General features: G+C 68.0%; 3 protein-coding genes. All 3 read right to left on the bottom strand.

Annotation, left to right across the window (positions count from 1 at the left end; translation table 11 throughout):
* Positions 1-10: 10 nt before the first annotated feature.
* The 3 genes from A7A76_RS23150 to A7A76_RS25990 all read right to left on the bottom strand — a co-directional run bounded on the left by A7A76_RS23150 (position 11) and on the right by A7A76_RS25990 (position 20,095).
* A complete protein-coding gene (locus tag A7A76_RS23150; RefSeq protein ID WP_206413518.1) occupies positions 11-475 on the bottom strand; it encodes a hypothetical protein in 465 nt (154 codons plus the stop codon).
* Positions 476-529: 54 nt separating this feature from the next.
* Positions 530-14,617, bottom strand: coding sequence for a putative Ig domain-containing protein (locus A7A76_RS23145; protein WP_206413517.1), 14,088 nt, complete (start codon positions 14,615-14,617; stop codon positions 530-532).
* A gap of 189 nt (positions 14,618-14,806) precedes the next feature.
* Positions 14,807-20,095 carry a calcium-binding protein gene (locus A7A76_RS25990; RefSeq protein WP_277425878.1) on the bottom strand — a complete coding sequence of 1,763 codons (5,289 nt, stop codon included), beginning with the start codon at positions 20,093-20,095 and terminating at the stop codon, positions 14,807-14,809.
* Between the last annotated feature and the right edge of the window lie 115 nt (positions 20,096-20,210).

Raw genomic sequence — 20,210 nt, 5'->3', positions numbered from 1 at the left:
GCCGCTCAAATCATCCCCCTAAGCTATCTTTGAGCGATTTAGCAATATCCTTTATCGCGTCGCTAGCCCCATCGGTCGAACCGTCGATTGACGAAAGAAGCATCGTGGCAAATATGTCTTTGGCGCGCCTAGGCAAGATTTGATAAATCTCGTGAACGTTACGAGTGTCTGCCGCCGCAAATGCGATATCGACTAACTCCCCGTCTAAAAATTCTTCATTATCACTTAATGCGCCACTATCGATACGCCGGCAAATTTTCCGAAGAGAGTTGAACGGCCGCTCCCCTTCAGCCGAGAAGCTTATCCAGCCGTTTTTCGTGAACATCGCCCGGAGACTTTCGCTCTCATCTGTGTACGCGGGATCCGTGAGAACTCGCCTGTAATGAAAAAAGACAGGTGCGCTCATGCCCGCAAATATCAACGAATAATCTTGGTCCGCCGGCAGCGAAGCGAGAAGTCGATCATATTCGTCCATACTTCGCACTTCCTGCCCCAAGAAAACCTCTTTCCATCCCGATTCGGACATGACTCATTGACCCTTGGAAGAAAGTTTTTCGATGTATTTTCTGACCCAGAAATCACCAAAATCATGCGCCTGGGTGTGGAAATTCTCGCCCTTGTAACGCCCGTCAATGCTGCGCCACAACTTGCCGCTTTCCACCATCCAATTGCTTTCCTTGTACAGCGCCTGTAAGCGGCCGAGCTCGTAAAGTTCATGCGAGAACGTGTGGATAATAGCCATGTCACTCTGCATTGTCGACTCGGCGACTTGGACAACCACCTTGTTGGTCATGATGCTCCCGCCATCCGAAACCGTCCAAATCTTGCTGTAGGGGATGAAAACACCAGTATGGTTTTCCCCTGAATAGTAATGGGCGGCCATCGGCGTGCCGTCGGGATTTTTCCTCATGACCGCATCCGGAACGATCCGGATAATCATGTCGTCGACGTCCATGACTCTTGCATCGTCCAAGATACCAAGAGATTCCAGCAGAGCCATGGCTTCTTTTTCAGTGCGAGCTACGCCCCCCGGATTCTTGGGCCAGCCCCCTGGCGGCATCGTCATCGGACGATCGGCATTGCCGTTGATTCGTAGCAGCTGTTGCCCGGTCCGCCCCTGAATTTTGTTCGCAACGTAGCGGATGCCCAGGGGGGTTCCAACTGCCAAAGCGAACTCTACGCCAGCCCCCAGCCTAGAAACTTCCTTATCGGTAAACATCTCCTTGCCGGACCCAATTTGCCATCCACGCTCCAGTGAAAAGTGAAGGGGATTGGTATCGCGCAATAAGCGATAGCCTGCCATCAGCATTTCCTGGCCCTGCGGACTACTCCATACGGCGTGCTGGAGGATTATGTCTCTGGATTTTACATTCACGTACTTGCTATCGCGCTCAGGGTCGTCGCCAAATAATTTTTCCGCCCTGCGCTGGTAGTCCGAGTCCAGCTTTTCGGGATCCAGGATAAGCAGCTTGAAATACTCCAGATACGCCTGCTCCTTGATCGAAAGGGGCCCCGCATAGCGTCCCGGATTGGCATGCAGTTCGTTGGTGCGCCAGCGTTCGATATCGCCCGGCAGATTAGCTCTCGCTAGTACATTGAGGACGGACCCATCTTGATCCACGGCCGGCCTACGCTCATCCTTCGCGGCGGCGCCGGTGATTTCTCCGTCCGCCTCGACCGGCTCGCTCGGCTCAAGGTCGCGATATCTCTCCAGAATTTTGCCGAGACTGAAAGGGTTGATTTGAGACAGTTCTCGATACGATTGCTCCTGCTTGATCTTCCGGGCCACCGCGATCTGATCGAGTTTCACGACAAATTGATTACCTAGCGCGTTGCCAAAAGCATCCGCCGCGATTGATCCGTAGTTCACCGGATCGTTGAAGCCGAAAGTGCGGCGCGTATGCAGGCTGACCACACCGCCGATCAATCCATTGGCCAGATCGCTGCCAAAACCACCACTTTGACCGACAGCTGTCGTGTCCTTGGGAGTAAAGCCCAACGCGCCGCTCAACCCCGCAGTCGCCGCGCCGGATACCGCGCTGGCCGCGATCGCGCGCCAACTGAAGCTGGTGTCCACGTCCGCGATCTTGTTGGCTACGACGCCTGTCGCCGTTCCGAGCGCTGAGCTGACCGCGCCACGCGCGACATGCCCGTACTTGGCTCCTTCGGCGATACCTTGTACCCAACCGGTCGAGCCGATGCCAGCGGTGATACCTGCGGTCAGACCGCTCGCGACCGCCCCGCGCAGACTGAAGCTGTCGACCACGCCCAGCGCCTTGCCGACCACTTGCGACGCCACGCTGCCGACGAACGCACCCGCCGCGGCCGATACCGCCAACGTAGTTCCGACACCCGCCGCCGCGGCGAACGAACCCGCCACCGTGCCCAAGCTGGCCACGGTACCGACGGCCGAGCCGGCCAGCGCGCTGGCGCCCAACGCGCCCGCACTCGCCGCCGTACCCGCCGCGGTCGTGCCGGTGACGCCGAGCAGGCCTGCGGCCGCGCCGGCGGTATACACCGTCACCACCACCGCCACCACGATCATCAACACCATCGCCAACCCGCCGCAATGCTTCTTCGGCGGCGGCTGGATATACGGCAGCGTCGGCGCGGTGTTGCCGATCGCATCGTTCGGATTGAACGGCTTGAACGTCGACGAGTCGTTCGCCGAGACCGTCGCGTTCGGCACGACGATGGTCGTGCCTTCGACCAGGCCGTCGTCGCTGACGGCGTTGGCTTCGGCCAGCAGGTACCACAGGTTGGCGTTGCCGTAGACGCGCTGGGCGATGCTGCGCAGGGTGTCGCCGGCCAGTACGGTGACGCGGAAGCTGCCGGTTTCGCTGGCGTCGTAGGCGGTCAGGCGGCCGATGATGTCGAGTTCGCCGTTGTACTTGCCCGAGGCGACCTGCTGGCCGCTGACGTAGGCGTAGATCTGGGTCTGGCCGATCTCTTCGGTGCCCTGGTGGAACACGCCGTTGACCAGGCGGCCTTCGCGCCGGCGCAGGATGTTGCCTTCGCCGTCGTAGGCGAAGTAGCGCACGCGGTCGTCGACGTCCTGGTTCGGGGTCTGTTCGGCGATCGCGATGCGGCGGCCCCAGGCGTCGTAGCTGCTGGAGGTGCTGCTGGCCTTGAAGTTGCTGTTGTTGCTGTAACCGTAGACGCCGCGTTCGAGGTAGCTGTCGCGGCCTTCGTAGCTGTAGCTGTAGGTGTGGGTGAAGCTGCCCGGGCCGGAGGTCGGGCCGCCGGCTTCGTGGCGGAAGTTGCCGTAGACGTAGCCCTGCAGGCGGCCGGCGTCGTCGTAGCCGCCGGTCTGGGTGTAGTCGACCTTGCTCAGCAGCGACAGGCCCTCGCCTTCCTCGAATTCGCCGTAGCCGGTGCCGTCGGCGGAGCGGCCGAAGTTGGCCTGCCACACCACCCGGCCGTCGTCGTCGTAGCGGGTCGACTGCAGCGTCTTCATGCCGCTGCCGTCGTAGCTGCGGTGCTTGGTCTGGCGGCCGACCTCGTCGTAGCTGAAGCTCTCAGCCTGCACGGTCGGCGCGGCGCCGCCGAAGGCGCCGGCTTCCCACACTGTGGTGCGCTGGTCGCGCAGGTCGTAGTCGGTGACCTGCTCCATCAGCGTGCCGTCCTTCATGAAGCGGCGCTGGGTGGCGCGGCCGGCGGCGTCGTAGCTCAGGGCGTAGCTGACATCGTCGTCGGCGACGACGATGTGGCCGTCCTTCATCGCGCCGTTGGCGACGGTGACGCGGTTTTCCGCGTCGTAGTCGAACCAGTAGCGCTCGCTCATGACCAGGTTGTCGTCGTCGGCGCTCTTGTAGCTCCAGGCGAAGTCATCGACCCAGAGCGGATCGCCGCCGCCGCTGCGGTAGGCATACGCGGCGATGGCCATGGTCGCCGCGCCGTGCGGCACGGTCGCCAGCAGCTTGGACGGGTGCCAACGGCCGCCGGAACCGGAATCGACCATGTTGCCGGAGACATCGCCGATGCGATTGCCGGCCTGGTCGAACCAGATGATCATCACCTTGGCGCCGGCCTGGCCCGCGCTCGAGGCGCCCTGCTGCACCATCACGCTGGCGTTGACGATCTGTCCGGCCGACACCGGCGCGCGGGTCTTGCTGATGATGGTGCCGCCGCCGGTGAGGTCGAAGCGGCCCGACCAGGAGCCGGTGTTGGCGTCGCCGCCGTTGCCTTCCTCAGCCACGCTCCAGCCCGGTTCCAGGTCCCAGCCGGTGTCGTCGCCGCTTTCGAAGCCGGCGTTGACCGGCGGGTTGCCGGCCGGGTTGTAGGCGGTGCCGGCCTCGACCAGGCGGCGGTTGCCGACCGCGTCGTAGGAATAGCGCACGTCCATCAGGCGGCGCTTGACCGGGTTCTCCTCGCCGCTGCTGTCGACCGGCTGGTAGCTCCAGGAGAAGTTGTCGACCCACAGCGGCTTGTTGGTGCTCTTCCTGGCGCTGGCCGCGATGGACATGTAGACCGCGCCCGGCGGCACCGTCGCGGTCACGCTGGACGGATGCCATTGCCCGCCCGAACCGGAGCTGACGATGTTGCCGCCGACGAAGGTGCGGCCCTCGCCGCCCGGCAGCGGATTGCCGTTGGCGTCGAGCCAGAGGATGAACACGCGCGCGGCGGCGTCGCCGGCGTCGGATGCGCCCTGCTGGACCATCACGCTGGCGCTGACCACCTGCCCCGGCTGCACCCGCGCCTTGACGTTGCTGATGATGCTGCGCGGCGCGCCGCTGCCGTTGTATTCCGCCGACCAGCTGCCGCCGTAGGCGTCGCCGCCCTGCGATTCGGACTTGATCTCCCAGCCCGGCTCGCGGTTCCAGCCCACGTCGCCGTCCTCGAAGCCGGCGTTCGGCGGCGGATCGCCGTTGCGCCAGGTTTCGCCGATGTCGTCCTGGGTGACGCGGACGATGCGGTTGTGCGCGTCGTAGGTGGTGGTGGTGCGGATGTGCAGCGGCTTGCCGTCGGCGTCGTAGGTGTAGGTTTCCTCCGAGGTGCGGTTGCCGTTGGCGTCGTAGCCGTACTTGGTCCAGTTCTGGCCGGTGTTGGTGTCTTCGCGCAGTTCCTTGAGGCGGCCGTTGGCGTAGTAGGTCATCTGCCGGTTGCCGGTCGCGTAGACCGGCATCGGCACGCCGGGAATCCACGGGTTCTCGAGCCCGGTGTCGGCCAGCATCGCGTTCGCGCCGGCGGCAGCGCCTTGCGCGGCGCTGCCCGGCACGGTCACGGTGAAGGACTGGCTGATGCTCGCGCCTTCGCTGTCGGTCGCGACCAGCACGACGGTGTAGACCTGGGCCGTGGCCAGGGTCGGGAAGCTGCCGCTGAAGGTCTGGGTGGCGGGATCGAAGCTCAGCGTCGCGCCGCTGGCGAGATTGCCCGGCAGCATCGCGGTGTAGGTGAGCGCGCCTTCGACCGTCGGCGCCGGGGCGAACACCGACGAGGTGTCGAAGCTCCAGCTGCCGTTCTCGACCACCTGATTGGAAATCAGGTTGTTCTGCACCGGCGGCGCGACATTGGTTTGCGGCGCGGTGAACGAGGTGTGGAACCAGGTCGAGCCCTCGTGGCCGCTGGCGTCAACCGCGACGACTTCGATGTCGAAGTTCTCGGTGCCCGGCGGCACGCCGAGGAAGCGGCCGGTGCTGGCGTCGAACGCCAGCCACGTCGGCAGCGGCTCGCGGCCGAACGGACCGATGCGGTAGGCGCCGACGAAGCGCACGGCTTCGTTCTGCGGATCGACGAAGGTGCCCGGCGGTAAGGTCTGGTCCCAGACCTTGTAGGCCTCGACCGTGTCCGGGACGATCGGCTGCGGCGCTTCCGGCGCCTGGCCGGCGCCCGGATTGGGCTCGCTCGGCGCCGCGGCGGACACGCGCTGCGCAACCAGCTGGCCGGTTTCGGGATCGTAGATGTAGTCGTAATCGACGCCGCCGAGGTCGTTGTGGTCGATCAGGCGGCCGAAGAAGTCGTAGTCCCAGGTCTGCTCGTCGAGGTAGACGGTCTCGTTCTCCTTGTCGACGCGGGTGCGGCGCGGATCGCTCTTGCCGACCAGGGACGGATCCGACAGCGCGTTGGTTTCGCGGATCTTGTTGCCCTGCAGGTCGTAGCCATAGCTCATGACCACACCGGCGGCGGTGCGGCTGCGCAGCACCTTGCCGCGGCTGTCGTAGTCGTAAGTCGTGACCTTGCCGGCCGCGTTGGTCACGCTCAGGCGGTCGCCGCGTTCGTTGAGCGCGTATTGCTCGCGGTAATGGCTGAGGCGGCCGTTGCCGCCGTAGCCGAAGTCGCCGTGGGCGGTGACGCGCCCGGCGCGGTCGTAGTCGCGGAAGGTGATGTAGCCGATCGCGTTCTGGCTCAGCACGAGCTGGCCGAACACGTCGTAGGCGCTGCGGCTGGCGGCGCCGGTGCCGTCCTGGCTGAGCGCGACCTGGCCGATGGCGTCGTAGGTGTTGTTGCGGACGTTGCCGTTGGCGTCGCGCTGGCCGACCAGGCGGCCGAGCGCGTCGTAGTACCAGGCGTTGACCGGGCGCTCCATGGCTTCGGTGCCGTCGGCGTTGACGACCTTGACCTCGGCCTTGGTCTCCAGCACGACCTGGTTGAACTCGTTGAAACGGTAATCGGTGACGTTGCCGTTGGCGTCGGTGGCCTGGATCACGTTGCCCCAGCGGTCGTAGCGCTGGTGGATCTTCGGGCCAGTGGCGCCGGCTTCCTCGCCGGGTAGGGTTTGCTCGGTCACGCGGCCGAGGCGGTCGTACTTGTTCTCGGTCTTGACGTCGACGACCGCGCCGTTGGGGCCCGAGCCGGTGCGCAACGAATACCACGACGCGGTCTGGCGGCCGCCGTTGTCGTAGCTGTACTGGCGCCAGACGCCGCCCTCGTTGCTGCGCAGCAGGTTGCCGGTGTTGTCGTACTCGTAGCGCGCCTTGAACTCGCTGTCGGCCAGACGCGGATCGAGGTCGGTGTCCTTGCCGACGATTTCGCCGAACGCGTTGTAGCGCACCTGCGAAGAGGTGTCTGTGACGCTCTGCGACAGCGGGGCGCCATTGAGGTAGAGCTCGCGCTGGGTGCGCGTGGTGACCTGGCGGCCGACCCGGTCGTAGCTGGCCTGGGTCACGACGACCGAGGACTGGCCGCCGTTGCCGTTGAGGGTGAAGCGCGTGCTCAGCAGGTTGTCGGCGGCGTCGTACAGCTTGGTGTAGACCACGCCGGTGCTGTCGCGCTCCCAGACATCGCGGCCCTGCCAGTCGTAGCGCGTGGTGTGGACCACGTCGTCGGCCGAGGCCTGCGGCGGCTGGCCTTCGCGCAGGCCGCCGGCGTAGCGCCGCAGTTGCACCAGGTTGCCGAAGGCGTCGTAGGCCATGGTGCTGTACGGCGAGACGCGTTCGTACAGCTCGGCCGACGCCAGGTCGACGGCGGCGTTGTTGCGCAGGCGCTCGCGCGCGTCGGCGCGCAGCACGTCGCGGCCGGCCTCGGTCACCTCGCGCACGCGGCCGAGCGCGTCGTACGCGGTCGCGGTCGCCTGGCCGTCGGCGGTGACGACGAGGGCGTGGCCTTCGTTGTCGTAGGCGGTGGTGGTGACCACGTCGCGCACGGCGTCGACGAACACCCGCTGGCCCTCGACGATGTCGAGGTACTGGTAATGCCGCTGCACGGTCTCGCTGGTCTTGCGGCCGAGCGCGTCGTAACCGTAGCGGACGGTGCGGTCGAAGCCCGATTCGATGTCGCCGGCGGGCGGCAGGGTCCAGCGCAGGCCGTTCCAGTCGTACTCGATCTCGGCCTGGCGCGCGTATTCGGTCTGGGTCAGCACTTCACCGGCGGCGCTATAGGACCAGGTGGTCACATGGCGCATCGCGTCGATCGTGGCGACGCGGCGACCGGCCTTGTCGTAGAAGTGGTTGGTGAATCCGTTCGTACCTATGCCCCAGGCGTAGTCGCGAGGATCTCTGTCGCCCTCTCCAGGCCGGTCCTGCGACAGAAACACACGCTCAGACACTAGTTCACCGAAGGCGTTGTAGCCGAAATCGGTGCGGCGCAAGTCGCCGTTCTCCGACACCTGCGTCTTGTTGCCGCGATTGTCGTACTGGGTCGTCAGAATGCGGTCGTACTCCGACGGCAACAGCAGTTGCTCGAAGGTCTCGCGCTCTAGCGGCTGGCCGGGCACGATGTCGACAACGGCCGCGTAGCGGCGCATTTCGATCTGCTCGCCGTGGGCGTTGTACTTGTAGCCGGTGACGTTGCGTTCCTGGTCGATCTCGTAGACCACGCGGCCGGCCAGATCGTAGATCTTGTGGCTGTAGTTGCCGCGTACGTCCTTCTGCACGACCGCGCGGCCGAGCAAGTCGTAGCCGATCTCCACGGTCGGGCGAATGCCGGTGGCGACGAAATTGCCGTTCGCGTCCAGACGCCCGGCATCAGGGAAGATCGTCTTGATCTGGTTGCCGCGGTTGTCGTAGACGTATTCGGTGGTGCGCGGTCGCGCCGAATCGGCGTCCTCACTGCGGCTGAGCACGTTGCCGAGCGCGTCGTAGACGGTGCGGGCGACGACACTGCGGGTGGCCACGGCGACGTTGCCGGCGGCGTCGGCGCTCGCCACCGTCACCGGCGGACTGGTCTCGCGGTTGCGGCGGCCGGCGGCGTCGTAGCCGTAGCTCCAGGTATAGCCGTCGCGATTGGTATAGCTCAACACCAGCCCGGTGCCGTCGTATTCGTAGGTTTCGACCTTCTGGTTGGCGTCGGTGCGGGTCTTGACCCGACCGGCGTCGTCGTAGCTCTGCGCGCTGACGCGCACGTCGGAGATTCCGGCGAGCGCGTCGATCATCTGCTGTTCGCTCGGCGCGCGCTGTATCTCGCCCTCGAACTGAGTCCAGAAGTCATCGCTGGGACGCTGCCCATAGACCAGGGTCTGCACGACCTCGGAGGCGGCGTTGTAGCGATATTCGGTCACCGCGCCGGTGCCGTCGGCGACGAAGCGTTGACGGCCGGCGGCATCGTAGACGTAACGCGTGGTGCGGTCGTCTTCGCTGGTCCAGATGTAGTCGTGCTGGCCGCCCATGGAATAGCGGCCGCCTGAATCCGTGCCGCCCTGCGGCAGGGCGTGCACCGTCTGGCTGACCATACGTCCCGCGTCGTCATAGACGATGCTGGTGGTCAGGACGAATTGCCAGTAATTGCCGCCCTCGGTGGTGTCGTATCGATAGATGCGGTCGACCCGTCCGGCGCCGTCGTACGCGTAGGATTCGGCCTTGGCCGGGGCCGACTCGATCGCGTAGTAGAGTTGGCCCAGGAGCTCGCTGGCGCTGAGTTCGAACTCGCCGCTGTAGATCAGTTCGTGGATGTTTCCATTCAGGCCGCCGCCGCGCCAGTAGTCGGCGCGTGACCCGAACACGCGCTTGTCGATCAACCTTCCGGCCCCATCGTAGGTGGTCTCGGTGACCGCCATCTCCCCATCGATGCTCAGTTCCAGAGCGCCGCGCTGGTTGTAGAAGAACGATTGCACGTCGTAACGCTGCAACGCGGCCTGGGTCGCCCAGGCCGCAAGCTGCTGCTCGGCGACGGGATCGCCGGCCGCCAGCTGGGAGCGCAGATTGGCGGTCAGTGCGATCGCCACTGAATAGCGGCGAACCTGATCGACCTGACCCGCGCGGTTGTAATGCGAGTACGTCACCGCGCCGGCGCCGTCGACGCTGTACTTGATCCGGCCGTCGCGATCGTAGACATCGAAACGCTGCTGGTCGCGCGCGTCGTCAGCGGTGAGGCGCGCGCGCACCTGCGCTTCGTTCGCCGCCTGCGGCAAGCCGTTCAACGCGATCGCGTTGGCGTAGCGCCGTGTCGCCAGCGGTCGGCCGGCGATGTCGTAGACGGTTTCGACTACGCCACCGGCGCTGTCGATGGCGAAGATCTGGCGCCCGGCGGCGTCGTAGACGAAGCGGGTCGTGCGCTGCTCGGGATCGATCCGGGCGATCACGTTGTCGCCGGCGTCGTAGACGTAGTGCGTGGTCAGGTTCAGGCTGCCGGCCGCGACCGTCTCGGCGATGCGGCGGCCAAGGCCGTCGTAGGCGTAGACCGTGGTGCGGGCGCTGGCGCTGCCGGCCGCCTCGGTGACCGAAAGCTGCTGGCCGGCGGCGTCCCAGGCGTATTGGGTGCGGATAGCGAGGCCATCGGCGTCCTTGACCGTTTCGAGCAGGCGCCCGTTGCGGTCGTAGCGCATCGTGTCGCGCGAACCGTGCGCGTTTGTGGTAGCAATGCGGCGGCCCTGGCCGTCGTATTCGTGGGTCAGCGTGGCGCGGCCGGTCTCCCCGGGGCCGGTACCGTATTCGGACGACTGCAGCCGTCCGGCCGCGTCGTAAGTGAAGAACTCGGCCTTTTCGCCGTAGGACGAGATCAGCAGACCGCGTTCGTCGTAGGAGAATTCTTCGACGCGCTCGTAGCCTTCATTCTCCCATTCCCAATGGTTGTCGCTACTGGCATCGCTCATGGCCATCAGCGAGGGGAAGTACTGGCCGCGACGGAACGTCACTGGCTTCCACACTTCAATCACTCGCCCTTCGTCATCGTAGACGTAGCGCACCTGGTCGCCGCGCCAGTCGCCTTCGTGCCACCCGCCTTCGTTCCAGTTGCCGCGGCGCCAGTCGGCAACCGAGAAGGTCTCGCCAAACACATTGCGCGTAGTCGTGCTCTCCACGCCCTCCGCGCTGACCACCTTCATGCTGCGGCTGGCGTCGTCGTAGCTGTAGGTGGTGACGTTGCCGAAGGCATCGGTCTTGGTCAGCACCCGGCCGAGCGCGTCGTAGCTCATCGACTCCTGACGCTGGCCGGCGCCGACGGCCTGGGTCAGCAGGATCTGCCGGCCCATGCGGTCGTAGGCGAAGTTCGTTACCTGCCCGCGCGCGTCGACCGACTGGGTCACCCGGCCGAATGCGTCGTAGCTGCGTGCGACCTGGCGGGTCGCGTCGTCGGCGGCGGCGCCGACCGAGCGCTCTTGCGCCGAGAGCTGCAATCCGCGCAGGTCGTACTGGAAATCGACCTGGTGGCTGCGGCTGGCGTCGATCTGGCGGGTCTGCCGGCGCAGCCGGCCGAAGGCGTCGTAGACCGAATCCAGCGTGTAGCCTTCGGCATCGGTCGTGCGCAGCTGCTGGCCGCGCTTGTCGTAAAGGTAGGCCACCCGGCTGTCGCTGGAGGCGGTGTAGAGCAAGGTGCTCAGCGCGTCGGCCACGCCCTCGCGGCCGGCCGCCGGGTCGAGCACGATGCGCTGGGTGTAGGCGGTGCTGTCGCGCACCTGGCCGAACGCGGTGTAGCGGGTCTGCACGACTTCGCCGAGCGCGTTGCGCACGCCGTTGGCGTCCTCGATGCCGCGCACGGTGTGGCTGAGCTGGCCGGACGCGTCGTAGAAGAACCAGGTCTTGTTGCCGGCCTGGTCGGTGGTCTGGATGCGCCGGCCGAGCGCGTCGTACTCGTGGTGCAGGGCGAGCTGGGCGAACTTCTCCTCGATCTGCGCCGGCGTCAGCTGATGCGGATCGTCGCCGTACTCGTCGCTGAACCAGCCGCTGAGGCGTTCGTTGAGTTCGGCCACCAGGTTGCCGAACACGTCGTAGCGGCGGTGCTGTTCGCGCACTTCCACGGTGTCGGGCTGCAGCGCGGTGGTCAGCACCCGGCCCTGCGCGTCGTAGGTGTAGCGCGTGACCAGGCCATCGGCGTTGCGTTCCACTTCGACCCGGCCGGCCGCGTCGAAGCTGCGGCGCAGTTCGCGCACAGTACCGGTCTTGGCCTGCGCCAGCAGCGCGGCCAGGGTTTCGCCGCCGCCGAGGCCGGCGAGCTTGAGCGCGTAGGCGCGCACCGCGCGCTGGTTGCGGGCCTCATCGTAGACGTATTCGGTCAGTCCGCCTTCGGCGTCGAGCTCGGCGATCAGGTTGCCGAGGCCGTCGTAGAACGCGCGGCTGCGCTGGTCGCCGGCGTGCGCCTGCGGACGCAACTGGTCCAGGCTGCCGGCGTCGCGCCGGGCGGGGTCGGTCGGGTTGGCGTAGCCGATGGCGCCGGTGCGGCGGCCGGCGCGGTCGTAGAGGTATTCGGTGAGATAGCCTTCGGCGTCGAGGCGGCCGATCTGGCGGCCGCTGTCGTCGTAGAAATAGCGCGTGGCCAGCACGCGCTCGGCGCCGTCGATGCTGGCGGTGGTCTTGCTCTGCAACAGCCGGCCGAGCGCATCGTAGACGTGGCGGGTGACCACGCCGAGCGCATCGGTTTCGCTGAGCACGCGGCCGAGGTCGTCGTAGCCGACCGCGGCTTCGCGGTCGTCGGCGCTGGCGGCCGGGCGGACCTGGTCGAGGGTCTTGACCACCTTGCCGTCGACCAGCCAGGCGGCGGTGTCGACGCCGGTCGCGTAGACCCGGGTCAGCACCACCCGGCCGAGCGCGTCTCGGGTGTACTCGCTGACCGTGCCGGTGGCGTCGACCTGGGCCGCGAGCTGGCCTTCGCTGTCGTAGAAGAAATAGCTGCGCGCGCCGTTCGCGTCCTCGCTGGCGCGCAGGCGGCCGGCGCTGTCGTAGTAGTTGCGGCTGGTACGGCTGGGCGCGTTGGCGCCGGACGCGGCGGTTTCGGTCAGCGAGATCAGCTGGCCGGCGCCGTCGCGCACTTCGATCCGCAGCAGGTCGTCGCTGGTGTCGGCGCTGTCGGCGCGGCCGCCCTGCAGCACGGTCTTGATCGCGTGGCCGGAATCCTCGTAACGCCAGGTCGTGGTGCGCAGGGTGCGTTCGGCGGCGATGTCGGTGCGGCGTTCGCTCAGCGTTTCCGACAGCAGGCGGCCGAGGCCGTCGTAGACGTAGGCGACGCTCTGTTCGAGGTTGCGGCCGTCGTTGGCCTGCTCGGTCGAGCTGCGCAGCGTGGTCTGCTGGCGCAGCAGGCCCTGGGCGTCGTAGACGTAGTTGACGATGGCGGCGCTGTCGTCGTCGAGGCCGTTGCCGCTGGCGTCGACCGCGGCGTAGCGCTTGCTCTGCGCCAGCCGGCCCTTGAGGTCGTAGCTGGTTTCGCTGAGCTGGCTGGCGCCCTTGCGGGTCGCGGCCCAGTCGCTCAGCGCGGTCAGGGTGTAGGCGCCGCCGGCGTAGGCGTCGCCGAGGTACTGGCGCGAACGCACCGGCTGGCCGACGCCGTTGCCGCTGGTCGCGTACTCGATTTCGCCGACTTCGCCGTTCGGGCCGATCACGAAGCGCACGCGGTTCTGCGCGTCGTAGACGTAGCGCGTGGTCAGCCCCTGGCCCGGCAGCGCCGAACCGGCCGCGCCGTCCGGGTCGAGATCGGTGTAGACGGTCTCGGATTCGAGCTGGTTGCTGGCGGTGTAGGTGCGGCGCACCAGGGTGGCCGCCGCGCCGCTGCCGGCGCCGACGCTCTGCCATTGCGAGATCAGGTTGCCGTTGGCGTCATAGGCGAAATCGGCGCGGCTCAGGACATCGCCGCCGCGGCGGGTCACGCTGGCGGTGAGATTGCCGGCGGCGTCGTAGCTGTAGGCGGTGCTGTCGCGCAGGCCGTCTACGGCCGGGTTGCGCGCTTCGATCAGCTGGCCGGCGGCGTCGTAGAGGTAGGTCCAGGTGCGGCCGGTGGAGTCGCTGACGTCGGTGCTGCGCGCGACCGGGTCGTAGCTGAAGGTCAGGGTCTGGCCGATGCCGTCGCTGTCGTCGGCGTTGGTGTCGCCCTGGGTCACGGTGCGCACGCGCCCGCTGGCGTCGTAGCTGTAGCTGACCACGCTGCCGTCGCTCTGCTCGACCCGGACGATGCGCAGGCTGGTGGCGTCGGCGTAGGTGTAGACGGTGCGGAACAGGTAGCCGTCGTTGTTGGCGGCCTGGGCGGCGTCCCAGGCGTCGCGGTCGCCGGCGCCGTCTTGCGGGGTCAGGTCGACCAGCACCGCCGACAGCCGCCCGGCCGCGTCGTATTCGTAGCCGACCTGGCCGCGCAGCACGCCGTTTTCGCGCGTGGACAGCGAGCTCAGGCGGCCGTTGGCGTCGTAGCCGAACACGATCGCGTCGGCGTTGCCGCCGGCGGCGGTGTCGCGCGAGCGGATCTGGGAAATGCGGCCGCTGCCGTCGTAGACCACGTCCCAGCCGGCGGTGTTGACCGCGTCGCTGCGCAGGTCGCGGATGCGGGTCAGGCGGCCCTTGAGGGCGGCGTTGGCGTGGTCGGCGTAGAGCTCTTCGCGGCGGGTGCTGCCCTCGACGTAGGTCCAGGTCTTGGGGCCGCTGGTCCAGGTCAGGGTGTCGTGGGCGCCGTCGCCGGCGGTCGAGCGATAGCTGTTGGGCGCGACGTACTCGAAGTCCTGCCAGGCGCCGTCGCCGGTGTGCAGGCGCATCACGCTGCCGGCCTGGTTCAGCCCCCCGGACAGCAGCTCGACCCGGCGCTCGTAACCGGTGAGCCAGCCGTCGGCACCGACCTGGGCGAGCTGGCCCTGGCTGTTGTAGGTGCGCACCTGGCCGACCGACAGGCCGCGGAACACCAGCGACTCGTCCTGGCTGCGCAGCACCAGGTTGCCGTTGGCGATGTTGACGTACTGGCTGTCCCGTCCCTGCCCCAGGCGTCCGCTGCCCAGGCCCTGGCCGAGTTGCGAGAACGAACCGTTGAACAGGCCCAGACCGTTACCGGAAATCACCGCCGCCATCGCATGCCCCTTGTCAGATACGCGACCGGCCCATCCCGAACCGGTCCTTTCCTGTTCTATCCGCGTCGGCGTGCGCGGGTTTAGGCCGCGTCGAAACAAAAAAAGCGCGCCGTGAAGGCGCGCCTTTTTCCGTGCGGGATCCGCCGCCGGCGGCGGCCCCGCCGCCGCCCGGGACCGAGCTCAGAGCAGCTGCTGCATCCGCCACGGCTCGTGGAAGCCGCCGGCCAGCGCCGCGCCGCCGCCGGATTCGGCGGCCATCGCCTGGACCAGACCCTGCGCCGAGCGCTCGCCCCAGGGGTTTTCCGGCGGCGCGGTCAGCTGCGCCAGCTTGGCCGCATCCCACAGCGTGCCGTCGGCGAAACGCACTTCCTCGATGACGGCGCCGTCCTCGGCGCTGAAGTGGCCCTCGACGCGGATGCTGTCGCTGCCGCGGGTCAGGACCAGGTCGTCGTTGAAGCGGGCCGCCTGCACGGACGCGGCGTCGATGCCGGCGCCGAATTCGATCCGGTCCAGCCACGCGGCGTCGTCGTCCCAATCGACCAGGTTGTCGCGCCCCCAGCCGATGCCGAAGACATAGGTGTCGCTGCCGCTGCCGCTGCTCAGCCTGTCGTTGCCGGCGCCGCCTTCGAGGCGATCGTCGGCGCTGCTGCCGTAGAGGTAGCCGCCATGGTCACCGCCGATCAGGTAGACGCCCTCCAGTGCGGCCGGCGGCAACCGGCTCTCGAGCTCGGAACGCCCCCACACGGTGCCGTCGGCGAAGCGCACTTCGTCGACCCGGCGATTGGCGTCGTAGTCGTCGGTGTAGCGGGCGAAATAGCCGGCGATGGTGAGGGTTTCGCCGGTCGCGGCCACGGTCAGCACCAGATCGGCCGGATTCGGCCGCGACACGCTCACGTCCGCCGGCGCGATGCCGGCCGCGAGCGCGATCGCGTCCAGCTCGCCGCCGTCGCCGCTGCGGCGCTGCTGCGCGATCGTGTCGTGGCCGCCGCCGGGGCCGAAACGGTAGAGGTCGTTGCCGGCGCCGCCTTCCAGGCGATCGTTGCCGGCGCCGCCGTCGAGCGTGTCGTCGCCGTCGCCGCCGCGCAGCAGGTCGGCGCCGCGCTGGCCGAGCAACACGTCGTTGCCGGCGCCGCCGTCGAGGGTGTCGGCGCCGGCCGAGCCGTGCAGCGTATCGTCGCCGATGCCACCGGTGTGCAAGCGCGCCAGCAGGTCGGCCGCGCTCCACACCGTCCCGTCGGCGAAGCGCACATGCTGGACGCGGTGGTCGTAGCCGTCGGCGTCGAGATCCGCGTCGAGGAAGCCCGCCAGCACGATCGCGTCGGTGCCGGCGCCGATGCTCAGGACCAGGTCGCGCGCGTCGCCGCCGACGGAGACGTCGGCGACGCCGATGCCGGCGCCGAATTCGATCGCGTCGACGTCGCCCGATTCGGCGCGGCGGTAGTTGTAGATCGTGTCGCGCCCGTCGCCGAGCGCGTAGCGGTACACGTCGCTGCCGGCGCCGCCGACGAGGATATCGTTGCCCGCGCCGCCGGTGAGCGTGTCGTCGCCGTTGCCGCCGTTCAACGCGTCCGCGGAAGCGCCGCCGATCAATACGTCGGCGCCGGTGCCGCCGTAACCGACGCTCAACCCGAGCGCGCTGGCGCGGACGCCGGCGCGCAGGTCCTGGCGGCCGTGCACGGTGCCGTCGGCGTAGCGGATTTCCTCTATCCGCGCACCCTCGCCGTCGTCGGCCAGGAAATGGTCGCTCACCACGATGCTGTCGCCGCTGGCGGCGACCAGCTTGAGCGCATCGCCCTCGCGCCGGTAGCTCACCGTTCCCACCGCCGTGCCGGCGTCGAACGCGATCGCATCGTAGCCGCCGCCTTCGGCTTCGGCGATGGTATCGACGCCCTGCGCGCCGAGGCTGGTGTCGAAACGGTAGACGTCGTCGCCCGCGCCGCCGCTCAGCGTGTCGTCGCCCGCGCCGCCGACGAGGAGGTCGTCGCCCGCGCCGCCGTCCACGCTGTCCGCGCCCGCGCCGCCGAACAGTTGATCGGCGGCGGCGCTGCCGACGATGCTGTCGGCGCCGTCGCCGCCGATCACGTAGCGTGCGACGCGTTGCGCGGCGTCGATGCGGGCTTCCAGGTCGGCCCGGCTCCACACGCTGCCGTCGCCGAAACGCAGTTCGTCGATGCGGTAATCGACGCTGCCGTCGGCGTGTTCGACGAAGTAATCGCGCAGGGTGAGCGTGCCCTGCGAATGGGTCAGGACCAGGTCGCGCAAGCCGCTGCGCGACACCGAGTACACGTCGGCGGGCAGCTCGACGACGTCGAACTGGGCGCCGTCGGCGCTGAGCCGGCGGTTCCAGATCACGTCGTCGCCGTTGTTGGATTCGAACAGATAACGGTCGTCGCCGGCGCCGCCTTCGAGGAAATCCGAACCCGAGCCGGCGCGCAGGATGTCGTTGCCGGCGCCGCCCGCGAGGCGATCGTCGCCCTCGCCCCCGTAGATGTCGTCGTCGCCGCCGGCGCCGTCGATGACGTCGGCGAAACGAGTTCCGAAAATCGTCTGCGACGCTTCGGTGCCTTGCATGGCGCGGCGACGGATCTCCTGCGAGTCCCACACGGTGCCGTCGGCGAACTTGAACGCGCGCGCCGGGGCATCGGCGAAGTTGTACGGCCCGGACAGGGTGACGCGGTCGCCGGTGCCGGCCACGCTCACCGTGAACGAGTAAGCGCCGGAGTTGAAGCGCAGATCGTCCGGGCCGATGCCGGGGCCGAACTCGAAGGTCTCCGCGCCCATGCCCCAGCTTTGCACGACATCGACGCCGAAGCCGGCTTCGAAGCGATAAGTGTTGGCGCCCGAGCCGCCGTCCAGATAATCGTCGCCCGCGCCGCCGATGAGGATGTCGTCGCCGCCGCCGCCGAACAGGTAGTCGTTGCCGCCGCCGCCGTCGAGCAGGTCGGCGCCGTCGGAACCGGTCATCTGCTGGCCGGCGTCGCTGGGCGCGTAAAGCATCGAGCGCAGTTGCTCGGGCGTCCACACGGTGCCGTCGGCGAAACGGACCCGGTCGATGGTCTGGTCGTAGCCGCGCGCGGACGCATCGGCATTGAGGAAACCGGCGATGCGGATCGAATCGCCGGTGTCCTTGATCCGCAGCACGAGATCCTGGCCGACGCTGGAAATCTCGATATCGCCGGCGGCCACACCGGCGGCGAACTCGAGCGTATCGATCTCGTCGACGCCGTCGACGCGATCGAAGTTGTAGATTGTGTCGTGGCCGTCGCCGCGGCCGAAGCGGTAGGTGTCGCTGCCGTTGGAGCCGGCGAGCAGATCGTCGCCGGCGCCGCCTTCGATGATGTCGTCGCCGGCGCCGCCGACGATCAGGTCCGCGCCCGCCGTGCCCTGCAAGACGTCGCCCGCGGCGGTTCCGAGCATTGCGGTGGCGCCGGCCTGGGCTGCGGCGGCGAACGCGCGCAACTCCTGGCGGCTATAGATCGTGCCGTCGCCGAAGCGGATTTCGAGCAGGTCCAGCCCGGTGGAGAAATCGATCCGGTCGGCGCCGAGCGACAGGCCGTCACCGCGGTAGGACAGATCGCCGGTGCCGATTCCGGCGTCGAGATCGATCACGGTCAATTCCGAAACGTTGGCGTCGTAGCCCAGGCGCGGCGTGTCTTCTTCGATCAGATCGCGGCCGCTGCCGGCGCCGAAGCGGTAGGTGTCGACGCCGGCGCCGCCGTTCAGGCGGTCGTCGCCGCTGCCGCCGTCGAGCAGGTCGGCGCCGTCGCCGCCGTGGAGTTCGTCGTTGCCGGCGCCGCCCAGCAGCGTGTCGTCGCCGCTGCCGCCGTCGAGCCGATCGTAGCCGTCGCCGCCCGCCAGGATGTCGTCGCCGCCCAGGCCGTAGAGCCGGTTGTCGTTGGCGTCGCCCGTCAACGCGTCGGCGCCGCCGCCGCCGGACAGGTCGGCGCGCAGCGGGTCGGCCTGGCGCGCGACCGCGACGTCGCTGTGCAAGCCCGCGGCCAATTGCGCCAGGTCCCAGACCGTGCCGTCGGCGAAGCGGATTTCGCGAATGGGGAAATTGCGCGAATCCATCGCCAGCGTGCCGTCTTCGTTGAGCACATCGATCAGGCGGAAGGTCGCGTCGGCGCCGAGCACGCGCAACTGCACGCCGAGCCCCATGCGCTCGACGATGAGGTCCTGCGGCGTCAGGTTTTCCTCGATGAAGATCGCCGAGTGCTGGTCGCGCATCGCGTCGACCAGGTCGTTCCAGATCAGCTCGTCGCGGCCCGACTCGCGGCCGAACCGATACCAGTTGACGCCGCCGCCGATCTGGTAGGTGTCGTCGCCCGAACCGCCGTCCTGCAGGCTGTCGCGACCGAACAGGGTGTCGTCGCCGGAGCCGCCGAACGCGCCCTTGGGCGCGACATCGTCGAACGCCGCGTCCGAGAGGTTGTCGTTGCCGGCATACCCCGGACCCAGTGGGCCCGTGTACCAGGTCCAGTCCATCAACGGGTTCTGCTCGGGCGACGGCCGGTCGATGGTGGTCTGCGCGCGCGACCAGATATCGGCGGTGTTCCAGACCGTGCCGTCGGCGAAGCGGATCTGCTTGACGCCTTCGCCGCGCTCGAACCAGAAGAAGTCGGTGACCAGCAGGATGTCGTCGCTGCCGGCGATGCGGATCAGCAGGTCGCCGTTGTTGGTGCGCAGCAGTTCGATATCGCCCGGCGTCACGCCGGCCTCGAGCTCCACGGTGTCGTTGCCGGCCTTGCCGTCCTGGATGTTCTGGACCGCGTCGAAACCCGAGCCGCGACCGAAGCGGAACACGTCGTCGCCATCGCCGCCGATCAGGCTGTCGTTGCCGGCGCCGCCGGACAGCACGTCGTTGCCGCGACCGCCGACCAGGGTGTCGTGGCCGTCGCCGCCGAGGAGCGTATCGTCGCCGGCGTTGCCGTAGAGGGTGTCGTCGCCGCTGCCGCCGGCCAGCGCATCGTCGCCGGCGCCGCCGCGTACGGTGCGGTCGGCGTCGCGCACGGCGATGGGCATCGACAGCAGGGTCGCCACGTCGATGAAGTAGCCGTCGGCGAACCAGAATTCGTCGATCGCCTGCGGCCAGCCGTCCGGGTCGTCCGGGAAGAACGCGGCGACGGTAAGGCTGTCGTCCGGGCTGCCGGCCAGGGTGACGACCAGGTCGTTGCCGACCCGGGCGAAACTGACCTGGTCGGGGGCGATGCCCGGACCGAACTGGACGATGTCGTAGTAGATGCCGTCGGCGTCGCGGCTGATCACGCGGTCGTGGCCGCTGCCGCGGCCGAACACGAACGCGTCGTTGCCGTCGCCGCCGTAGGCGAAATCGGCGCCGCCGCCGCCGTTCAGGACGTCGTCGCCGGCGCCGGCGTCGATGATCTCGTTGCGTCCGCTGCCGGCCAGATCGTTCGCGTCGGCGTCGCCGATCAGAAGCTCCGGGCGGGCGGGATTCGTGTCTGCCGTCATGTGCGTCCCCTGGGGTAGTGGTCGGCCGCGGCGGCCGGCGCGGGGTCGCGGCGGTCTCGGCGTCGGCGGGTGGAGCGCGAAGTGGCGGACGCGGGCGCTGGCCGCGGCGGCCGGG

Source organism: Lysobacter enzymogenes (assembly GCF_017168095.1).
Taxonomy (GTDB): Bacteria; Pseudomonadota; Gammaproteobacteria; order Xanthomonadales; family Xanthomonadaceae; genus Lysobacter; species Lysobacter enzymogenes_D.
The sequence above is the reverse complement of the archived record's forward strand: the minus strand, read 5'-3'. Positions and strand labels throughout refer to the sequence as shown.